This window comes from Methylophaga thalassica (genome assembly GCF_030159795.1).
GTDB classification, from domain to species: domain Bacteria; phylum Pseudomonadota; class Gammaproteobacteria; order Nitrosococcales; family Methylophagaceae; genus Methylophaga; species Methylophaga thalassica.
Genome location: NZ_BSND01000005.1, coordinates 139,130 through 158,213 on the forward strand (window position 1 = coordinate 139,130; position 19,084 = coordinate 158,213).

Below are 19,084 nucleotides of genomic sequence, written 5' to 3' on the forward strand. Positions count from 1 at the left end.
CCTGAGTAATAGCGAAAGTTATTTATGAAATGAATAAAGACTTGGCATTTACAAATTCTTTCATACCAAAGCCACCGTGCTCACGGCCATAACCACTTTCTTTAACTCCACCAAAGGGCATATTGGCTTGAGGACCGGCGTAACCATTAATGTTAACCATGCCCGTGTCGAGTTCTTCCCGAGCAATTCGAGTAGCACGTTTCTCATCCTTAGAGAATATGCCACCGCCAAGACCATATCGATGCGAATTGGCAAGCTCAATGGCTTCAGCTTCATCCGCCACTTTGAATAATGAAGCCACCGGACCAAATAACTCGTCCTCATAAGCTGGCGTACCGGGCTGGATATTTTCCAACACTGTGGCGGGGTAATAGGCCCCTTTCTGCTCTGGTATTTCACCACCACATAAACAGCTGGCCCCTTTCATTACAGATTGCTGAACCTGTTGATGCAGTTTGTCACGGAGATCGACACGAGCCAGAGGGCCCATATCATTCTGACTGTCGGTGGGATCACCGAAAGTCACCTGCTTCATCGCAGCAACATATTTATCTCTGAATTCTTCATAGACAGGCGCTTCAATAATAAAACGTTTAGCCGCAATACAGGTTTGGCCACTATTCATCACCCGCCCCTGCACACAGGTTTTCACCGCCAGATCGATATCGGCATCGCGAAGAACGAGATAGGCATCACTACCACCCAATTCGAGTACATTTTTCTTCAGATGTTCGGCTGAAATTTTAGCAATCAATCGACCAATGCTGGCACTACCGGTAAACGTCACCCCACGGATATGTTGGTGAGCAATCAGTTCATCTGCTGTCTCACCATCGACAAATAGACAGCTAAATACGCCTTTAGGCAAACCGGCTTCTTCATAAATTTTTTGAATAGCTTCTGCTGTTTCAAAACAGGACTCATCATGTTTAAACACCGTCGTGTTACCCGCCATGATGACAGCAATGCTGTAGCGGATGCATTGATAAAGTGGGAAATTCCAGGGCTGCATACCTAAAATCACACCTTCAGGCTGATAAGTAATAATGCCTTTTTTACCACCTGAAATTCCACGCTCTTCATCGGCTAATGCATCAATGCCATGCTCAGCCGTATATTCACAAATAGCAGCGCACTGCTCGGCTTCACCTTCACCTAAAGCTAAGGTTTTTCCCATTTGTTTTGCCATCATTTGAGCTAAATTGGCTTTGTCTCGACGCAGTAATTCAGCAATTTTTTTGATGATGGTGGCGCGATGTTCCAGTGAGGTCTTTCTCCATTCCTGAAAAGCTTGGTGAGAATCATCAATTAAGGCTTCTGCTTCCTGCTTTGTGTGCAGGTAGTAAGTTTTATACACCTCTTCTGTAGCCGGGTTATAGGTATCAATCGTCTGACGAGAAATAGTGGTAGTTTTCAATTCTGCTTGTGTCATGTTTTATCCTCTTTAATAGTAAGAAAAATAACGCTTTTTGCAGATTGAAAATTAACGAGCATCCTCCATGAAGGGATAATCGGTGTATCCCTCAGCGCCACCGCCATAAAAGGTATTTTGATCGGGTGTGTTGAGTGCTGCACCGGCTTTCAGGCGTTCCATTAGATCCGGATTGGCAATGTATTGACGGCCAAAGGCTACTGCGTCAGCACGTTGGCTTTTCACTGCATCTTGGGCCGTGAGGAGATTGTAGTCGCCATTGGCAATGTAAAAGCCCTGCCATTGCTGGATAAGTTGCTCAACAATGTGTAGATCTTTATTGCTGACATCAATGCCTGGAAAGCGTTCAACGATATGAACATAGGCCAGTTTGTGATGGTTTAGGTGATTGATAAGTGCAGTGTAGGTTGTCAGCGGATCGCTATCACTAACATCATTAAAGGTACCGGTTGGAGATAGTCGTATACCTACCCGGCCAGCATCCATCACCTCAAGCACGGCTTCGACCACTTCATTCACCAGGCGGATACGATTTTCAACTGAACCACCGTAATTATCAGTACGGTGATTACTGCCATCACAAATGAACTGGTTTAATAAATAACCATTGGCGGAGTGAATTTCAACACCATCAAAACCGGCTTTGTCGGCATTGCATGCGCCTGTTTTATATTCTTCAATCAGATTGTTAATGTCATCTGTTGTCATCGCGCGTGGCTCTGACACATCGACCATTTGGCCGTCTACAAAGGTTTGTGCTTGAGCACGAATCGCTGAAGGAGCAAGCGGCTTCTCACCTTCTGGCAGAACAGAGTGATAACTGATTCGGCCAACATGCCAGAGTTGTAAGAAAATCTTTCCACCTTTGTCGTGAACGGCATCCGTGATTTCTTTCCATTTTGCTACTTGTTCGTCAGAGTAAATACCAGGGGTCTTGATATAGCCTTTACCCATCTTGCTGATTTGCGTGCCTTCAGCAATGATAAGACCAGCACTGGCACGTTGTGAATAGTATGTTATGGAGAGATCATTGGGGATATCCGTATCATCATGGGCTCTGTTTCGTGTCAGTGGGGCCATAAAAATGCCGTTTTTGAGTTCCACTGAGCCCATCTTCACAGGACTGAATAAGTCATTCATATACTTCCTCCTTTGTTGTCCAGATAACTAGTTTGATGCACATACCAGTAAATAGTTCGTTGGCTAACTATAGGAGAGAAACTGTCTTTTCTATGTGAAGAGATAAACCTGAGCGTCCATAAAACAACACTCTAAAATAAAAAGTCCCTTTTAATCCTTACCCGATGACAGTTCTACATTCTGATATGCGTTCTCTGATGTTAAATACTGACACTTGCTCGTTTATGTTTGGGTAAATACAGCGATATCACGGCTGTGATGACGATAAATAAAGCAGACACCCATAAACAAAACCCTAAACCATAAGACTGGTAAAGCCAGCCTGAAAGCACCGTACCTATCAGCCTGCCCATGGCATTTGCCATGTAATAAAAGCCGACATCAAGTGATACGCCGTCTTCACCTGCATAACTAACAATCAGATAACTATGCAACGCTGAATTAATGGCAAATAAAACACCAAAGATCATCAGCCCCACTATCAGTACCAGCTCTTTATGCCAGTTATAGCTCAGTGCGACTGCGATCATTACTGGAATCAAACTTAAGGCTAGCGCCCAAAATAAGGCATCTTTGCCATCTGGAAGTCTGTGTTTAGAGCGGGTAGTTAATCGAGGCGTAAAACCTTGTACCGCGCCGTAACCTATCACCCATAAAGCCAAAAAACCGCCTACATACCAGTGATCCCAACCAAAGCTGGTGGATAAATAAACGGGTAAGGCCACAACAAACCAGACATCCCGTGAGCCAAACAAAAACATTCTGGCGGCAGAAAGCACGTTAACTGACTGGCTTTTAGAAAAAACATGACTAAATTTAGGCTTATTTTTAGCTCTGCCAAGCTCTTGTTTAAGAGAAAACAGGCTAAATATCCAAACTATCATTAATCCAAGGGCCATCACTAAGACCGCCCCTTTAAATCCAATCAGCGTGAGCAGCCCGCCTCCGAGAAAAAAGCCGACCCCTTTTAATGCATTTTTTGATCCGGTTAACGCGGCAACCCATTTATAGAGCTGACCATTTTCCTCTTTTGGCACCAGTAACTTAATGGCACTTTTGGCACTCATTTTATTTAAGTCTTTGGCGACACCGGATAAGGCCTGTGCCGCCATGACCCAGATAACAGTTAACCATTCACTCGGCACAAGTAGCATAGATAAGGCGACAACTTGCAGCAGCAGCCCTATATTCATCGTTTTATTCAGGCCAATATGTGCACCGAGCCAGCCTCCAACAAGATTAGTGATCACCCCAAAAATCTCGTAGAACAAGAAGAGCATGGCGATCTGCAACGGGCTGTAACCCAAACTATAAAAATGCAATACCACTAACATGCGTAATGCACCGTCAGTTAAGGTAAAAGCCCAGTAGTTTGTGGTGATAATAAGATACTGGCGAATCTCGTCAGATAGCTTAGCCAAAGCTGTCATTGATGATTACTCCGAATCCTAGCGACCGACCAAACGCACTAACTCAGCAGTACGGTTAGCATAGCCCCACTCGTTGTCATACCAGGCATAAATCTTTACCTGCGTGTTATTGACGACCATGGTGGATAAGGCATCAACAATGCTTGAACGCGGGTCACCTTTGTAATCTATCGATACCAGAGGGCGCTGTTCAAAACCTAAAATACCCTTCAACTCACCATTAGCCGCTTCTTTTAATAAACGGTTGACTTCATCAGCTGTTGTTGCACGCTCAACCTCAAACACGCAATCTGTTAGCGAGGCATTGGTTAGCGGCACACGTACAGCATGCCCATTAAGACGCCCTTTTAACTCAGGAAAAATTTCTGTAATCGCCGTTGCTGAACCTGTTGTTGTTGGAATCAAGCTAGTGCCACATGACCGTGCGCGACGTAAGTCTTTATGTGGTGCATCAATGATCGTCTGGGTATTGGTAATGTTATGAATGGTCGTTATAGAGCCATGTTTAATACCTAACTTATCGTGAATAACTTTAACCACAGGCGCAAGAGAGTTTGTTGTGCAGGAAGCGGCTGTCACAATTTGATGTTGGTTTTTGTCATAACTATCATCATTGACACCCATCACGACATTTAATACGCCCTCTTCCTTCACGGGCGCCGTCACAACGACACGCTTTACACCTTGTTTCAAATAATCTTGCAGGATGGCCTTGCTTTTCATTTTGCCACTGGCTTCAATGACAACATCACAGGATGACCAGTCAGTCTCAGCGATGCTTTTATTCTGACTGCAGATGATGTGTTTACCATTGACGTGAATGACATTATCTTCAGACATCGCCTCATGCTGCCAAGTACCTTGAACTGAGTCGAAATTGAGTAAGTGAGCCAATGTATCTGCATTTGCAGCAGGATCATTAATCTGAACAAATTCAATATCATCCCAATCAAATGCAGCCCTTAACGCTAAGCGACCGATTCGACCGAACCCATTAATACCTACTTTGATTGTCATGTTTAATCCTTAATTGCGTAGTATGTTTCTAAGAAATTCAGGTGTGTCGTTACTGTTAAAGCACGAGGTCTTACAGACTGGACAAGCTCCTTAACCTCTTTCCATTCCATACCCATTTCCAGTAAAAGTATGGCTGCAATCAATCCTGTTCTACCCGAACCACCACGACAATGAATAGAAATGGTCGATGTTTGCTTTAACTGTTTAAGTAGCTCAGTTTTGACCTGAGAAAATCTCGTCAAGAAAAGTGCATCTGGAGACATATCATCTTCGATGGGTAACTGAAACCAGTGCATCCCCTTCCTCTGGATCAGTATTCCCAAGTCAGGCACACCTAAATCCATAAGCTCGTGATCGGGTAGGGCTGTTATGACAGATGTTGCTCCCGCATGATGCAAAACGTCTAAAGCCTGTTCTATGTCAGTCTCTTTTGTGCCAGGACATGGCGTAAAAATAAATTGCCCGCCGGTTGGCAGGGGAAGAAAAGTAATTGGATGTGTATTCATGATTTAACAACGTTCTTAAAAATTATCCGCAGCAATTTTTTTGATTATCTGGACGATCCGACATTTGTTGTAATCGTTGCACGTCTTCATCGATAAGTTGCTGATTATGTATTTGGGTGGTTGATATCACGGCTTGCATCCATAGAGGTAAGTCAGGATTGATACGATAGAAGACCCACTGTCCCTGACGTCTATCCTGTATAAGCCCACATTTTCTGAGTTGAGCTAAATGCCTGGAGATTTTTGGTTGAATTTCATTTAAAGCTTCCGTTAATTCACAAACACATAATTCTTCCTGTTTGAAAATCAACAAGATGCAACGTAAACGCGTTTCATCGGAGAGACATTTATAAAAATCTACTGGGCTCATCACTCTATTCCAGGCTTGGATTTAACTAAGGTAAATAAATGAATACGGTTATTCAGCTCTCTTATGACAGAAAGCCAAAAAACCATATTTTGTGGAAGAGATACAATATTTAGATGCCAGCATAGTTGCTTGGAGCTGTCATCGTTCTGAGGACATCCATCAGATTGTTTATCACATAAATAGATCGAGAAATCGTATTGTTCGGTGAGACTCATAGGTGTTGTTTGATGAGGTATCAGCTTTGAGTAAGCTATTGCCCCTGATACCTCAGTATCTAATGTGATGTCATGACAATATCCTCGGAAGTCATTTCCGCCTGCCTTATTCAGCAGTAAAGTAGCCAGATAAGCATAAACAGGATTTTCTTGGCATTGGAAACAAATTCTTTGCATTTTTATTCAGTTTCGTTGATCGACTTAATATATGATAATTGATATATATTTCATTAATATTACACATAGAATAAAACTATAAAACCACATTAATCAAATAAATTCGGTAGCATATCATTAAAAATAAACTAATATATCATATTTCATATATATGTAATATGATATATGTATATTCCTTCTATTCAATTCTCAGCAACGCTATTTAGATGCTCACCACAAATAAAAGGAATAGTCATGAAATCGTTTATTAGAAATAGTATTTATATTGGTATTGTCTTCACTGCACTCGGTTTGACAGCGTGTGATTCCGAATCCTCTTCGTCCGTCACGACGAGTGCTGATAATGGAGACACGAGTATTGTTATCTCGGGATCCACCTTTGCTCGCCCCTTTTTCGAGAATGTATTAGAGAAATACAAAACACGGGATCAAAGCACCCAATATGCTTATCATTCGGTCGGTAGTGGTGCAGGGATTGAACAGTTCATAGCTGGAGAAGCAGATATTGGAACAACGGATGCCCCTATCAACTCGGCAGAATCCAGTCGCCTGAAAGAAGGGTATGAAGAGATTATAGTTACCTCCGGCATGATTAGCATTGCATACAATATTGATGGAATTAACACCCCCTTAAACCTACCGAGAGATGTGTATACAGATATTTTCCTTGGGAAAATAACCCAGTGGAATGACCCTCGAATACAATCTGCCAATGCTGATATCAGCTTACCGAAGAGTCATATTCAGCTTATTACGCGTTCCGATAGTAGTGGTACAACCCATGCTTTTACTCAACACCTTTCAGCAATCAGCCCAGAATGGAAAAACGCGTTCGGTGTACACAAAGTCATAGATTGGCCGGGAAAGGCGATGAAAGCGAAGGGGAATGAAGGCGTGTCTCAACGATTATCTATTACAAAAAACAGTATTGGTTATGTTGAGTTTGGCTTTGCAAAACAACTTGGATTAAAAATGGCACGACTAGAGAATAAACATGGAAAGTTTGTTTTGCCTGACATTGAATCAGGTCAAGCCAGTTTTAATGATGAGCATTACAATGAAACTGGGGAACAAGTTTCATCGATTAGTGATCCTGATGGCTATCCAATCGTGACATATACAAGGGCTTTGATACGTAAAGACTACAACGATCCTAGAAAAACAGAAAAAGTTCGAGACTTAATAAAATGGACGCTTAATGACGGCCAAGAACTTGCTGAGGATTTGTATTACCTCCCATTACCTGAACAGCTTATTCGATCAGAACAATCAAAATTATGACCATGTATAAAATTATATTTCTATAAGTGTATGTCTTATTTAGGAGTGAAAGGATTATCAGGAATCATCGTCGTAGTCAGTTGTCGCACTAATCAATGCGTTGATTCATCTAAAGATAAGCTGTGTGCAAAAATCAAATGACATGAATAAAAAGCATTTCACACTATACAAACATGTGCATTGCTATCTTTAGTTGAATTTGAATTTACCACTGTCAAGGAGATATAGATGAGTAACGATATTCGAAAAACCATGTGGGAAGCGATGAGTGATAGTCCATTTCTGATGATTGGGCTGGATAACACGCTCCAACATAGTGAGCCCATGACAGCACAGTTAGATGAAAACGCTGATAGTGAATTCTGGTTTTACACCACAAAAACCAACCGTATAGCGAAAGGCGGCCCGGCCAAAGCCAATTTTGTCAGTAAAGATCATAAAGTCTTTGCTTCTATTCGAGGCACATTAAAACCAGAAACGGATGAGGCTGTGATCGATAAATACTGGTCAAAAATGGCGGCATCCTGGTATGAACAGGGTCGTGAAGATCCTTCATTACTAATGATGCGTTTTGAGCTGGATGATGCGGAGGTATGGATCTCCGATCCGAGTATTAAAGGTTTATTTAAACTGTTCACCGATGGCAAAGTTGAGCCGGAGATGATGGGTGAACATAAAAAGCTTGGCCTATAAACCCGCCACTCTCGTTTAAAATATGCAAAACCAGCCCTGCTCATACCTCTGAGCAGGGCTTTTTTATTGACCCCAATTATTGCCTAGTCGAAATAAACAAAAGGTTCTTGTTCATGTGCAGGTAAGTCATGAATATAGTGTTTATCTGCATAATCCGTACATTTGAGATCAGCCAGCACCTGTTTATCTTTCACGACATAAATCCCGGCAAATTCACGTTTTTCTCTGACACCGGCCTCTGCATCAATCCATTCTCCATTGCTGATGCCGGAATAAACGATATAGTCATAACGCCCGTTTGAGAACCGCAGGCGTCCTTCTCCACCGCCACTGTATGCTGTCGAACTGAATTGCACAGGTGCGTGGAGTTCCAGCTCAATCTGTTCCGGTTTACCAAAGCGATAGATTAACGTGTCCTGTGCACTGACACAGACTGAAACTGCTTTAGACTTGATATGACAACTAAAGGAAATCGTTTCCTGTTTGTGACATACATTTTCAGCGTAAAGACTGCTTGATAAACACAGCAGTAATAAAAGCCCGATAAGTTTACTCTGCCCGTAAAGTCTAAGATGCTTCATCAGCTCGCTACATTAAATAATGATACTGCCAAGGCCAGACTCAACACGGCAACAACCAGATTAGCCAACACGCCCCAGCGCGCTTTGTAACCTTTGGGTATTTCGGCTTCGCTTAATTGCTTGAGTACCACGCCATACTGATAGGACGAGATAAGCGCACATACCGCACCAAGCAGGATAAAAGCGAGACCAAGTATAAAAGTTGAAGATGTTGTATGAGGTGCCTGATGCCCTTGCATGACTGCGATTAACAGACCGGCCCGCTCAACAACAAAGCCAAAGGCAATCATGGCAAGACTGGTGCGGTTCCAGGCTAATAATGTGCGTTCCGCAGCAAACAACACTCTCGGATCATCTAAATAAGACATATCAAATCGCTCTTCCACTCAAGATTTACAGTGAGGTTAAACCATAACGTCAAATGACCAAGATAACCACCAAGAAATTGAAAACATACCTCTACTTCACTTCAAACTGATTGCGGACAGTTTTTATGACTGCACGCTTAGCATCATCGCACATTGATAAAAACCTATTTTCACAAAACTATCGGTTGTAAAAATAGGTAAAACAACCAGGCATCGACTTGACTCAAACAGGCTATCGCGTTTCACTGAAAGTCCAGCCAATTAAATAGGAGGTTGAAATGATTTCAACTGAAATTAAGGAAGCTCGGTCAATTCAAGATGTTGTTCAATTAATCGATCATGGTGGAACAAACAGTGACTCGCCAGAAGAAGTCGCGGGCACGTATGCGTATCTGGCGGTGATAGATTCAGACCACGTCAACAAAGAACATGCTAAATCCCAATTAGATGAACTTATCGAAGCAGGCGCGAAATTTGATTATGACCTTGCTTTGGAATATGCAGAATCGCATCTTATCGAATCACAACATTAATACTTAAAAACAAGCCCTATGCACGTCTGTGAAAAGCGTCATAGGGCTTTTTTTACCTATTCGGTTTATATTTCTACTCCATGATTGATGTATCACAAGCCCCCTGATAAAAAACAAACATCATGACTACATCACTGAATTAAAATAAGAAACTTGCAGTTATCGATAATTACTATATTCTGGCCTACTCTCGTTTTGTCATTTATCCCATATAACTGGCTCAGCTCCCATTGCTTTATCAGGATAAATGATGACCAAGCCCGTTCGTGTTCGTTACCAGACAATTGAAGTCGGTGACATGGATATTCACCTTTGTACTCTTCGTGACAAACAGCAATTTAGTGATCCCGAGGGTGAAGCGGATGATATGGGTATATCTTCAGCTACCTGGCCCCTGTTTGGTGTTGTCTGGCCGTCCAGCATTGTGCTCGCCAATCATATGCTGGATTACGATATTAAAAATAAACGTATCCTTGAAATTGGCTGTGGTATGGCCTTATCCAGCTTATTACTCAATGAACGCATGGCCGATATCACGGCGACTGACTACCACCCTGAAGTGAATCATTTTCTTGATCGAAACACCGATCTCAACAGTGGGAAAAATATTGCTTTCGAACAAGTGGACTGGGCGAATGATGATAGTGATTTGGGCAAGTTTGATTTAATTATCGGTAGCGATCTGCTTTACGAAGATGAGCATGTCCTGTTGCTGGCCAACTTCATCAATAATCATGCGAATCAGCATTGCGATGTTGTTCTGGTCGATCCGGACAGGGGCCGAAAAAACAAACTGGATCGGGAAATGATCGCATTTGGCTTTACCAGTAGTTACATAAAACCTGAACACACCGACTACTTAAAAGAGAGCTATAAAGGTTCTATCCTAAGATTCTCACGCTAAAACTATCTTTTTATTGCGGCGTAATACCGGCTACTTTCAACTTTCCTCGCCGCACTTTGGTCATCGCGATCGTCGACGAAATCAGTAATGGTGTCACCACCAAGAGAGTCGGTACGATGGCAATGCGTGTGAAGGCGATCATCATGATGGAACGTAATTGCGGATCTTTTTGAAACGATATCATCAGAGTACTGAGCAGCTCTATCGAAATCGAGATAGAGTAAGCAATCAAAACTATACGACACCGTTTCCAGACAATATGCCAGTGTGCATTGATTAGCGGGGTTTGATGTACATGTTTTGCTCGATACCAAATATAAAAAATCACTGATAATGAGCAAACGATGGCGATTGGTAACAGTAATATTTCCAATCCCATCAATAGAGAACCGATCGGCAATAACAGATTAAACACCAGCAGATTAAATACCAATAATTGATGAGGGATTACAGCCCTGGCTTGCTCGTTAAGCATATCAACACCTCCATTGTATTCCGCACAAAACATAGACTTATTGCTGATGACCAACAGCGATAAGTGTAGCGCTATCAAATTAAAATTTGTTGACGATTACAAGCCAGTGAATTTCGCTAACCGCTTTACATCATAAAAGCACTTCACTTCTTTTGCGGTCGATGCATTAAGGGTTGTCAACAAACCACTGTAAGTAGTTGGTACGTTGCTGCGTTTTTTCCAGAAGACAAGCGGTATAGATGCTACCAAAGCCAGTACCCGTCCTGGATTCATAGGTTTCAAAATCACAGCTTGTCTGACGATATTGATGCCAGGCATCCTGTGCTTTAGCGAGATAGTCGGCCTGTGATGGATTATCCATCAGCTCGGATGCATCCTCTTTATAACGCGTTTCCAGTCTGTCATAGACATCATTCAACTTGGCTTCTGCTTGTTTAAGTTCTTGCTGCAAACAGTCGTACATGCTTTTTTCATCACTGGCAGATTGACATGGATGAGTCTCAGATTCAGCATGGGCTATAGATGAAATCAGTCCCATCCCCATCATAACTAATACCGTCTTTCGCATCCTTTTCAATTCATTTTATCCTTATCAAACTAAACTGCTCGTAACAAATGCATCGGTGGCACACTCGACACCTTTCTACTAGCAAATAAACCAATTGCTGAGATAACCACCACACCAATCAAAGGACCAAGACTCCATAACAAAGGGTGCCAGCTTGCTTCTGCTTTAAATAAAAATACCTGTAAACCATACAGGCAGGCTTCGGCACCAGCAGCGGCAATCAGTCCTGAAAACAATCCCAGTGCACCAAATTCAACAAACAGTGCCTGCTGCACCAGGGCTTTCTTGGCGCCAAGCACGCGTAATAAAGCCCCCTCCTCCAAACGTTCTTCCAATGTCGAGCGTACACTCGCTAATAACACGAGAGCACCGGCACTCAAGATGCAGAGAAGTACTAGTTGAATTGCCTGTGACAATTGCCCTATAACCGTTTGCACTTGTTTTAATAAATCACCGACATTTAACATCGACACGGTTGGAAATTGAGACATCGCCTTATAAAAGGATTGGGCATTTTGCTGGCTGATAAACACACTACTGACAAAATTAGCGAGATAGTCCGCTATAGCATGCTTAGGCAATATCAGGTAAAAATTCGGCTGCATGGATCCCCAATCGACCTCTCGCACGGAAGTGATAGGTAAAGTAACCTCATTACCACCGATATTCAGGGTGAGCTCATCCCCCATTTTCAAATTCGCTTCCTGCATCACCCGTTGCTCAATAGATAAGCCATCGGCAGCAAAGTCACCTTCAATCAGCTTACTGCCTTTGCCTACTTCATCAGACCAGGTCAGATTTAACTCACGTTCGAATAATTCCGGCTCAGGTCTATCTTCAGGATAAAGTGTTTGTACCGATGTGCCATTGATGGTGATGACTCGCCCGCGAACCATCGGGAACCAATCAGATCGTTTTATCCCCAAATCATCTGTTACCTGATCTATTTGCTTAATCTGGTCTGCCTGAACGTTGAACAGATAATGGTTTGGCGCATCAGCAGGTAATTGCTGTTGCCAGTCTGAAATCAGGTTTGATTTCACACCCACCAATATCAAGCCCAGCATAATAATCAGCGTGAAGACTAATAACTGAAATAAGTTGGGTAATAAGCGACGATACAAGGCGGCAAAGCCTATCTGCCAACCACTGGTTGCCCCGGAGGTCAGCGAACGGCCTAAACTGAATACAGCATAACCCAGTAAAGCGACAACTATCCCAATCCCGACAATAGCTAACATCATGATGCTGGGCAGAATAAATCCCCCCGTGTATAGACACATCAGGCCATACATACCAATAAAGCCGATGCCATAAATGATGACGGTGTTTTGTTCTACTTTAAAACCCGGCTGTAACACTGACATCGGTGACACTTTGATCAGACGCTGCATCAATGGAAAACAGAATGCCAGCATGGAAACAAACCCCGTCGCCACTCCCAGCCATAAACGGCTGATGGAAGGTTCAGGCAATGCTGTTGACATCAATCCCGCCAGCAATGAGGAAATAATGAGTTGAAGTCCCCAGCCAATAGCGAGTCCAACCCCAGCCCCCAGCATAAACAAGACAATAAATTGAATTAAAAATACATGGATCAATTTTCTTGGTGTGGCACCTAGTGTTTTTAACACAGCCACCTGCATTAAATGGCGTTTTACAAAACGTGATGAGGCAAGGGCCATCGCGACACCAGATAGGATAACCGCTAGTGTCCCCGCTAGTAGAAGGAATGATTGTGCTTTACCAATGGTGTCACCAATACGCTCGCCTTTCTGCGTTGGAGTCTGCCAGCGTTGGCCCTCATTAAGTTGGGATGTTACCCAAGTTTCATATTCATCCAATGCGGATTTATCCCCCGCCAGCAATAGGCTGTAACGAACCCGACTGCCAGGGATAATCACCTTTGTTGCAGCCAGATCTGCCATATTAATCACTGCACGAGGTGACACAGCAAAAGCCGAACTGCTGGCATTAGGATCTCTGACCAGAAATTGACTGACCGTTAAGGTCGTCTCACCCACTTCAACCTGATCACCAATAGTGACACCCAATAAACTTGCCAAGCGTGAAGACAGCCATATTTTTCCCGGTTGAGGTGGTGTTGTGTCATCCGTGCCGGTACCAAATAAGGTATCGTCAACCAGATAGGCACCTCTTAACGGATACAGATCCGTAACTGCACTGACTTGGCTTAGTTGTAGATTGTCACCGGCAAATATCATGGTTCTGAATGAAGTCCGTTCCGCTTGTTTAAGCCCTAATTCATTTGCCTTGCTTTGCCAGTTTTGCGGAATCTCATCATCAGAACTAATCAGTCTGTCAGCGGCCATCAAACTGGCAGACTCGCTTTCAAATGATAGCTGCAAGCGGTCAATAAATAGCGTAATTGCTGTGACCGTACTCACTGCAATAATCAATGCAAAAATCAGGGTTAGAATATCGCCGCTACGCATATCGCGTAGTAATAGTCGTAAGGCAAAACGCATCAGTTTTTTTCCACCAGCTGACCAGCAGACATGACTAATTGACGATCACACTTCTCTGCCAGATGGTTGTCGTGTGTGACCATCACCAGTGTGGTGCCTTGCGCTTTATTCAGCTCAAAAAGCTGTTCGATGATGATACGTCCATTGCCTTCATCCAGATTGCCAGTAGGCTCATCGGCAAACAGAATCTTCGGACTGGAAGCAAACGCTCTGGCAATGGCGACACGCTGTTGCTCACCACCAGAAAGCTGATTCGGATAATGCGTTAAGCGATGCGAAAGCCCCACCTTGTCCAGCAAGGCTTCTGCCTTTTGTCGTGCGTCTTTATCACCTTTTAACTCCGCCGGTAACATCACGTTTTCAACCGCCTGCAAACTGGGTAACAAGTGAAACGATTGAAATATAAACCCCACATATTGCCCGCGTAATAACGCCCGCTGTTCTTCATCCATTGTTGAGAAAGCATGGTCGTAGAGATAAATCTCACCAGAAGTATTCACATCCAATCCTGCCAGTAAGCCCAGTAAGGTCGACTTACCCGAACCAGACGCGCCGACAATAGCGACTGACTCCCCTTCATTAATGTTTAAACTAATCCCTCTCAGTATGGTCAAATCGCCTGTATTTGCTGATACGGTATGAGTTAAATTGCTTACTTTGATTGCAGTTTTGACTGCCATGTTTTTCCACTCTTGAAGGTTTTTATGTTTTTAAAAAGACAATATTGGTTTGTGTTACTCATCAGTTTATTCATGAGTAACCTTGCATCTGCATCAACACTGCTGGTTATGGGGGACAGCCTCAGCGCTGCCTACAATCTACGACCCGAATTAGGTTGGGTTAGTTTACTGGAAAATCAACTTTCAGAGTCTCATCCGGAAATCACCATCGTCAATGCCAGTGTCAGTGGTGAAACCACACAGGGTGGTTTGTCCCGCTTTAAACAACTGCTTTCTGAGCATAAACCCAGTTGGGTGATCATAGAACTAGGTGCCAATGATGCCTTGCGAGGCTATCCACTTACTCAAACCAAAAACAATCTTGAATCCATGATTGAACAAGCACATCAGGCTGACGCCAAAGTGCTATTGCTGGGCAACCAGATTCCAAAGAATTACGGCAAACGTTATACCGAAATGTTTTTTAATTTATACAAAGAGTTGGCCGAGGAATATGAGCTGGCGTATGTGCCCTTTATGCTCAAAGGTGTCGCACTCAATAAAGCGTTGATGCAAGCCGATGGCCTACATCCAAACAAAGAGGGACAACCGGTTGTGTTACAGAATATTAAACCGGTGTTGTTACCACTTTTGGAAGAATCTAAATAAAAATAGTGTTATCACCGACGGTTGTCATAAGTGATGGCAGAAAAAAGGCTACTCAATTTATGAGTAGCCTTTTTTGATTAATGTCCAAAAACATTCTTGTCCGTTTGCTTGGCTTTTTTTGCTGCTTTCTTTTCTTTCGGTGTTAGCAACGGTGCCTTTTTCTTGTCCTTTTTAGTGTCCTGACCTTTACTCATGATATTTCCCTTTGGGTGAATGCATTAACCTCAACGGCTTGTTGGCTGATTTGAGGGCATGTTCTAGGTAGAAACATCAATGCCAATCAATGTTGGTACATAGACGCCCAGTATGGGCTCAATTATCAATAAGCGATAGTTTATTTACTGATTTCCCATCTCTTTATGGCATATCACATCACCAAGACTAAACCCGACTTATACCTTATTTGGGGTAAATGCTAATCGCCCTGACGGTACCATGATTCGAATGGGATGTTGTGCGCTTCCATAAACGGCATCAGACCAGCCGCTTTTTCACCACTAAAATGGCTTTCGAGTAATGTGATTATATGGCCGCCACCTAGTGCTTGTTGTAAGCTCGAAATATGCTCTGCTTTTACCGTCCAATACCACTCATATTCAGACGAACCTAACACCTTTTCAACACCTGGCCCTATGTCTTGACCATTAAAAACCAGATCGCCATTAGGCTGAATTTCTGCACCGAGAAATCGAAGGCCGTTCTTATCACGCTCATTTCTAAGCTCGGTTTTCTTCTTCCATCGTTCAAACATTTATCATCCCAACGTCCATTTTAATGAATGATCAAGGTAAATTCTTTTATGCTCTGACCCGTCCCACAAGAAGCCGCAGTTGTTTTTCCACTTCAATCACAACAAATAGCATCACTCCGATACCAACCACCAGAATGCCATCCCAAAAAGCAATACTTTCAGTGCCAAAAATGGCCTGAAGCCACGGCAGGTAAGTAATGGCAAACTGTGCACAGCTAATCACGAAAACGACACGCCAGATAACTTTTGTGCCACAGATCGCTTTCCAGGTGAGCGATGTGCCATGAATATTCCGAATAAAAAATAAGTGGAAAATTTCCATCACCACCAGCGTATTGACGGCCAATGTACGGGCAAGTTCAACCGAGTAGCCCTGATTAATAGCATAGTGATAAATACCGTAGACACCAGATAAAAAAAGCATAGAGACCAAGACAATATGCCACATCAGTTCGACGCTTAATAAAGACTCATCACGTGAACGTGGCGGCCGGCGCATGGTATTTTCTTCTGTCGGTTCAAAAGCCAGTGCAATCCCCAAAGTCACTGCTGTTATGAGGTTAACCCAGAGAATCTGAACCGGTGTAATAGGTAATGTCATGCCAAACAGCAGAGCCACAATGATTGTCATGGCTTCGCCCGCATTGGTCGGTAAGGTCCAGCTAATAATCTTTTTCAAATTGTCATAGACAGTGCGTCCTTCGCGGACGGCTGAGACGATCGTGGCAAAATTATCGTCTGCCAGTACCAGCTCGGCTGCTTCTTTTGCGGCTTCAGAACCTTTAAGGCCCATGGCAATACCGGCATCAGCACGTTTAAGAGCCGGTGCATCATTTACACCGTCCCCCGTCATCGCCACTGTCAGACCATGTGCCTGTATTGCCGTCACCAATCGTAACTTATGTTCAGGGCTGGTTCTGGCGAAAATATCACATTCAAGCACTTGGGCTTTTAACTGTTGCTCATCCAAGCCGTCCAGCTCCTTGCCGGTCAGCACGTTTTGTGAATTCTTCAAGCCAATTTGTTTGGCAATAGCCGCGGCTGTTTCAGCATGATCGCCCGTGATCATTTTCACCCTGATACCGGCCACATGACATTCAGCCACAGCCTTTATTGCTTCTGAGCGGGGAGGATCAATCAGACCAACTATACCCAACAAAATCAGCGAATGCTGCAGGTCATCCTGTTCCAGCACGCTGTAATTCGCATCAACAGGCTTCATAGCAAAAGCTAAAAGACGCTGGCCTTTGGCCGCCATCGTCAACATTTTTTGCTGCCAATGTTCCCTGTCTAAAGCTTCGTTTTGTCCGCTAGCATTGCGCTGACTATCACACATTTCCAGAATGCGTTCTGGTGCACCTTTTACAAAAATACAAGCGTGATGTTGGTGATCATGACTCAAGGTCGCCATATAACGGTGACGAGCATCAAAAGGAATGGCATCAGTTCGTTTCCATAAAGCCAGCTCAGTTCGAGCCTCCACATTCATCTTGGCTGAAAAAGAGAGTAAAGCCCCTTCCATGGGATCACCTTCGGTTCGCCATACACCTTCTCTTTCTATTAATGACGCGTCATTACACAGTATTGCTGCTCGGGCCATTTCCTCTAATACACTGTGCTCTGATGGCGAAATCTGCTGCTCGTTTAACTTCAACGCCCCTTTTGGTCTATAGCCTTCGCCTTCTATCGTAAACAGATGTTGCTGTGTCAGAACGGAGGCCACCATCATTTCATTACGTGTGAGTGTCCCGGTTTTATCAGAACAAATCACTGACACCGATCCTAATGTTTCAATCGCAGGTAAGCGACGAACGATGGCCTGACGTCTGGCCATGGCCTGCACACCAATGGCCAGCGTGATGGTGAGCACCGCGGGTAAACCTTCTGGGATAGCCGCTACAGACAAGCCCACGACAGACATAAACATCTCAGCAAAATCATGCTGAGCGGAGAAATAGCCAAACACCAGCAATATTGAAGCGAGCACTAAAATAACCAGTGTTAACCATTTAGCAAACACATTCATCTGTCTGATAAGTGGCGTCGTTAGCGTTTCCACCTCTGAAAGCAAACGACTGATACGGCCAATCTCAGTGTTGCCACCCGTAGCGATAACAATGCCTTTTCCCTGACCAGAGGACACCAGTGTCCCAGAAAATGCCATACACGTTCGGTCACCCAACGCCGCTTGCTCATCAACAGGGCTGGTCAGTTTCTCTACCGCCACCGATTCACCCGTCAAAATCGATTCTTGTATGGATAATCCATGTGCATCAAACAAGCGTAAATCAGCTGGCACTTTATCACCGGCTTCAATCAACACAATATCACCCGGCACCAGCTCTTCGCCGTCAATACTGACTCGCTCAGCATCGCGTATGACATGAGCAATGGGTGCCAGCATCTGTTGAATCGCCCCCATGGCCGATTCTGCTTTACCCTCCTGAATAAAGCTAATAATGGCATTAGCCATCACAACCGCAAGGATCACGCCCGTATCAATCCAGTGCGCAAGGGCTGCCGTAACCACAGCAGATCCCAGCAAAACATAAATAAGGATGTTATGAAAATGACTCAGAAATCGGATAAACGCACTGCGTTTTTTTGCTTTGGGCAGGCTATTCTTTCCATAGCGTTTGAGGCGCTCTTCAGCCACTTGCTGCTTCAATCCTGTCGCTGACGTATTGACTGTTTCAAATGAAGATTCGACACTCAAATTATGCCATGCAGAAACGCTGTTTTTTGATGTATTCATACTCAAGTGTCTCACATCATCCATCTCTCTGTGATCCGAGCAAATTTAGTCATTAATCTGCTGACAACATA

Annotated in this window: 20 protein-coding genes; 5 read left to right on the top strand and 15 right to left on the bottom strand. The window is 43.6% G+C overall.

The genetic code is table 11. The annotated features are described in order from the left end of the window. Positions 1-22: 22 nt before the first annotated feature. The 7 genes from QQL60_RS07870 to QQL60_RS07900 all read right to left on the bottom strand — a co-directional run bounded on the left by QQL60_RS07870 (position 23) and on the right by QQL60_RS07900 (position 6,287). Positions 23-1,432: an NAD-dependent succinate-semialdehyde dehydrogenase gene (locus QQL60_RS07870; RefSeq protein WP_284722972.1), complete on the bottom strand. Its 1,410-nt coding sequence runs from the start codon at positions 1,430-1,432 to the stop codon at positions 23-25. A gap of 51 nt (positions 1,433-1,483) precedes the next feature. After that, positions 1,484-2,572, bottom strand: coding sequence for an alkene reductase (locus tag QQL60_RS07875; protein WP_284722973.1), 1,089 nt, complete (start codon positions 2,570-2,572; stop codon positions 1,484-1,486). Positions 2,573-2,772: 200 nt separating this feature from the next. Then, positions 2,773-4,002 carry an organoarsenical effux MFS transporter ArsJ gene (arsJ, locus tag QQL60_RS07880; protein WP_284722974.1) on the bottom strand — a complete coding sequence of 410 codons (1,230 nt, stop codon included), beginning with the start codon at positions 4,000-4,002 and terminating at the stop codon, positions 2,773-2,775. Between the two features lie 18 nt (positions 4,003-4,020). Continuing rightward, positions 4,021-5,019 (bottom strand): ArsJ-associated glyceraldehyde-3-phosphate dehydrogenase, encoded by a 999-nt coding sequence (locus tag QQL60_RS07885; protein WP_284722975.1) that lies wholly within the window; start codon positions 5,017-5,019, stop codon positions 4,021-4,023. Between the two features lie 2 nt (positions 5,020-5,021). Then, positions 5,022-5,525, bottom strand: coding sequence for a phosphatase domain-containing protein (locus QQL60_RS07890; protein WP_284722976.1), 504 nt, complete (start codon positions 5,523-5,525; stop codon positions 5,022-5,024). A gap of 22 nt (positions 5,526-5,547) precedes the next feature. Beyond that, the gene (locus QQL60_RS07895; protein WP_284722977.1) at positions 5,548-5,895 is read right to left on the bottom strand and encodes a metalloregulator ArsR/SmtB family transcription factor; all 348 of its coding nucleotides are present in this window, start codon (positions 5,893-5,895) and stop codon (positions 5,548-5,550) included. Next, positions 5,895-6,287, bottom strand: coding sequence for a hypothetical protein (locus QQL60_RS07900; RefSeq protein WP_284722978.1), 393 nt, complete (start codon positions 6,285-6,287; stop codon positions 5,895-5,897). The genes QQL60_RS07895 and QQL60_RS07900 overlap by 1 nt, the downstream gene beginning before the upstream one ends. 234 nt (positions 6,288-6,521) lie before the next feature. Here QQL60_RS07900 and pstS point away from each other — a divergent pair, with 234 nt between their 5' ends. Beyond that, positions 6,522-7,568, top strand: coding sequence for a phosphate ABC transporter substrate-binding protein PstS (pstS, locus tag QQL60_RS07905; RefSeq protein ID WP_284722979.1), 1,047 nt, complete (start codon positions 6,522-6,524; stop codon positions 7,566-7,568). A gap of 228 nt (positions 7,569-7,796) precedes the next feature. Continuing rightward, complete coding sequence (locus QQL60_RS07910; protein ID WP_284450736.1) at positions 7,797-8,261, top strand: pyridoxamine 5'-phosphate oxidase family protein; 465 nt, start codon at positions 7,797-7,799, stop codon at positions 8,259-8,261. Positions 8,262-8,344: 83 nt separating this feature from the next. On the opposite strand, the gene QQL60_RS07915 is transcribed toward QQL60_RS07910, so the two are convergent. Together QQL60_RS07915 and QQL60_RS07920 are read right to left on the bottom strand one after the other, a co-directional pair. After that, the gene (locus tag QQL60_RS07915; protein ID WP_284722980.1) at positions 8,345-8,842 is read right to left on the bottom strand and encodes a hypothetical protein; all 498 of its coding nucleotides are present in this window, start codon (positions 8,840-8,842) and stop codon (positions 8,345-8,347) included. After that, complete coding sequence (locus QQL60_RS07920; protein ID WP_284450734.1) at positions 8,842-9,210, bottom strand: YidH family protein; 369 nt, start codon at positions 9,208-9,210, stop codon at positions 8,842-8,844. The genes QQL60_RS07915 and QQL60_RS07920 overlap by 1 nt, the downstream gene beginning before the upstream one ends. Positions 9,211-9,488: 278 nt before the next feature. On the opposite strand from QQL60_RS07920, the gene QQL60_RS07925 reads away from it, so the two are divergent. Then, entirely contained in the window at positions 9,489-9,743 is a 255-nt protein-coding gene (locus tag QQL60_RS07925; RefSeq protein WP_284450733.1) for a hypothetical protein, read from the top strand. A 247-nt stretch (positions 9,744-9,990) separates the two neighbouring features. Next, positions 9,991-10,647 (top strand): class I SAM-dependent methyltransferase, encoded by a 657-nt coding sequence (locus QQL60_RS07930; protein WP_284722981.1) that lies wholly within the window; start codon positions 9,991-9,993, stop codon positions 10,645-10,647. A gap of 10 nt (positions 10,648-10,657) precedes the next feature. On the opposite strand, the gene QQL60_RS07935 is transcribed toward QQL60_RS07930, so the two are convergent. From QQL60_RS07935 to QQL60_RS07950, 4 genes are all read right to left on the bottom strand, one after another. Then, positions 10,658-11,122 carry a hypothetical protein gene (locus tag QQL60_RS07935; RefSeq protein WP_284450731.1) on the bottom strand — a complete coding sequence of 155 codons (465 nt, stop codon included), beginning with the start codon at positions 11,120-11,122 and terminating at the stop codon, positions 10,658-10,660. A gap of 166 nt (positions 11,123-11,288) precedes the next feature. Beyond that, the gene (locus QQL60_RS07940; protein ID WP_284722982.1) at positions 11,289-11,690 is read right to left on the bottom strand and encodes a lysozyme inhibitor LprI family protein; all 402 of its coding nucleotides are present in this window, start codon (positions 11,688-11,690) and stop codon (positions 11,289-11,291) included. A 29-nt stretch (positions 11,691-11,719) separates the two neighbouring features. Next, complete coding sequence (locus tag QQL60_RS07945) at positions 11,720-14,179, bottom strand: ABC transporter permease (RefSeq protein WP_284722983.1); 2,460 nt, start codon at positions 14,177-14,179, stop codon at positions 11,720-11,722. Then, positions 14,179-14,859, bottom strand: a complete 681-nt coding sequence (locus QQL60_RS07950) for an ABC transporter ATP-binding protein (RefSeq protein ID WP_284722984.1) — start codon at positions 14,857-14,859, stop codon at positions 14,179-14,181. The genes QQL60_RS07945 and QQL60_RS07950 overlap by 1 nt, the downstream gene beginning before the upstream one ends. A gap of 72 nt (positions 14,860-14,931) precedes the next feature. Here QQL60_RS07950 and QQL60_RS07955 point away from each other — a divergent pair, with 72 nt between their 5' ends. Continuing rightward, positions 14,932-15,507, top strand: coding sequence for an arylesterase (locus tag QQL60_RS07955; protein WP_284722985.1), 576 nt, complete (start codon positions 14,932-14,934; stop codon positions 15,505-15,507). A 415-nt stretch (positions 15,508-15,922) separates the two neighbouring features. Here the strand turns inward: QQL60_RS07955 and QQL60_RS07960 are convergent, their stop codons facing one another. Together QQL60_RS07960 and QQL60_RS07965 are read right to left on the bottom strand one after the other, a co-directional pair. Continuing rightward, positions 15,923-16,258 (bottom strand): hypothetical protein, encoded by a 336-nt coding sequence (locus tag QQL60_RS07960; protein ID WP_284722986.1) that lies wholly within the window; start codon positions 16,256-16,258, stop codon positions 15,923-15,925. A gap of 46 nt (positions 16,259-16,304) precedes the next feature. Then, entirely contained in the window at positions 16,305-19,013 is a 2,709-nt protein-coding gene (locus QQL60_RS07965; RefSeq protein ID WP_284722987.1) for a cation-transporting P-type ATPase, read from the bottom strand. Between the last annotated feature and the right edge of the window lie 71 nt (positions 19,014-19,084).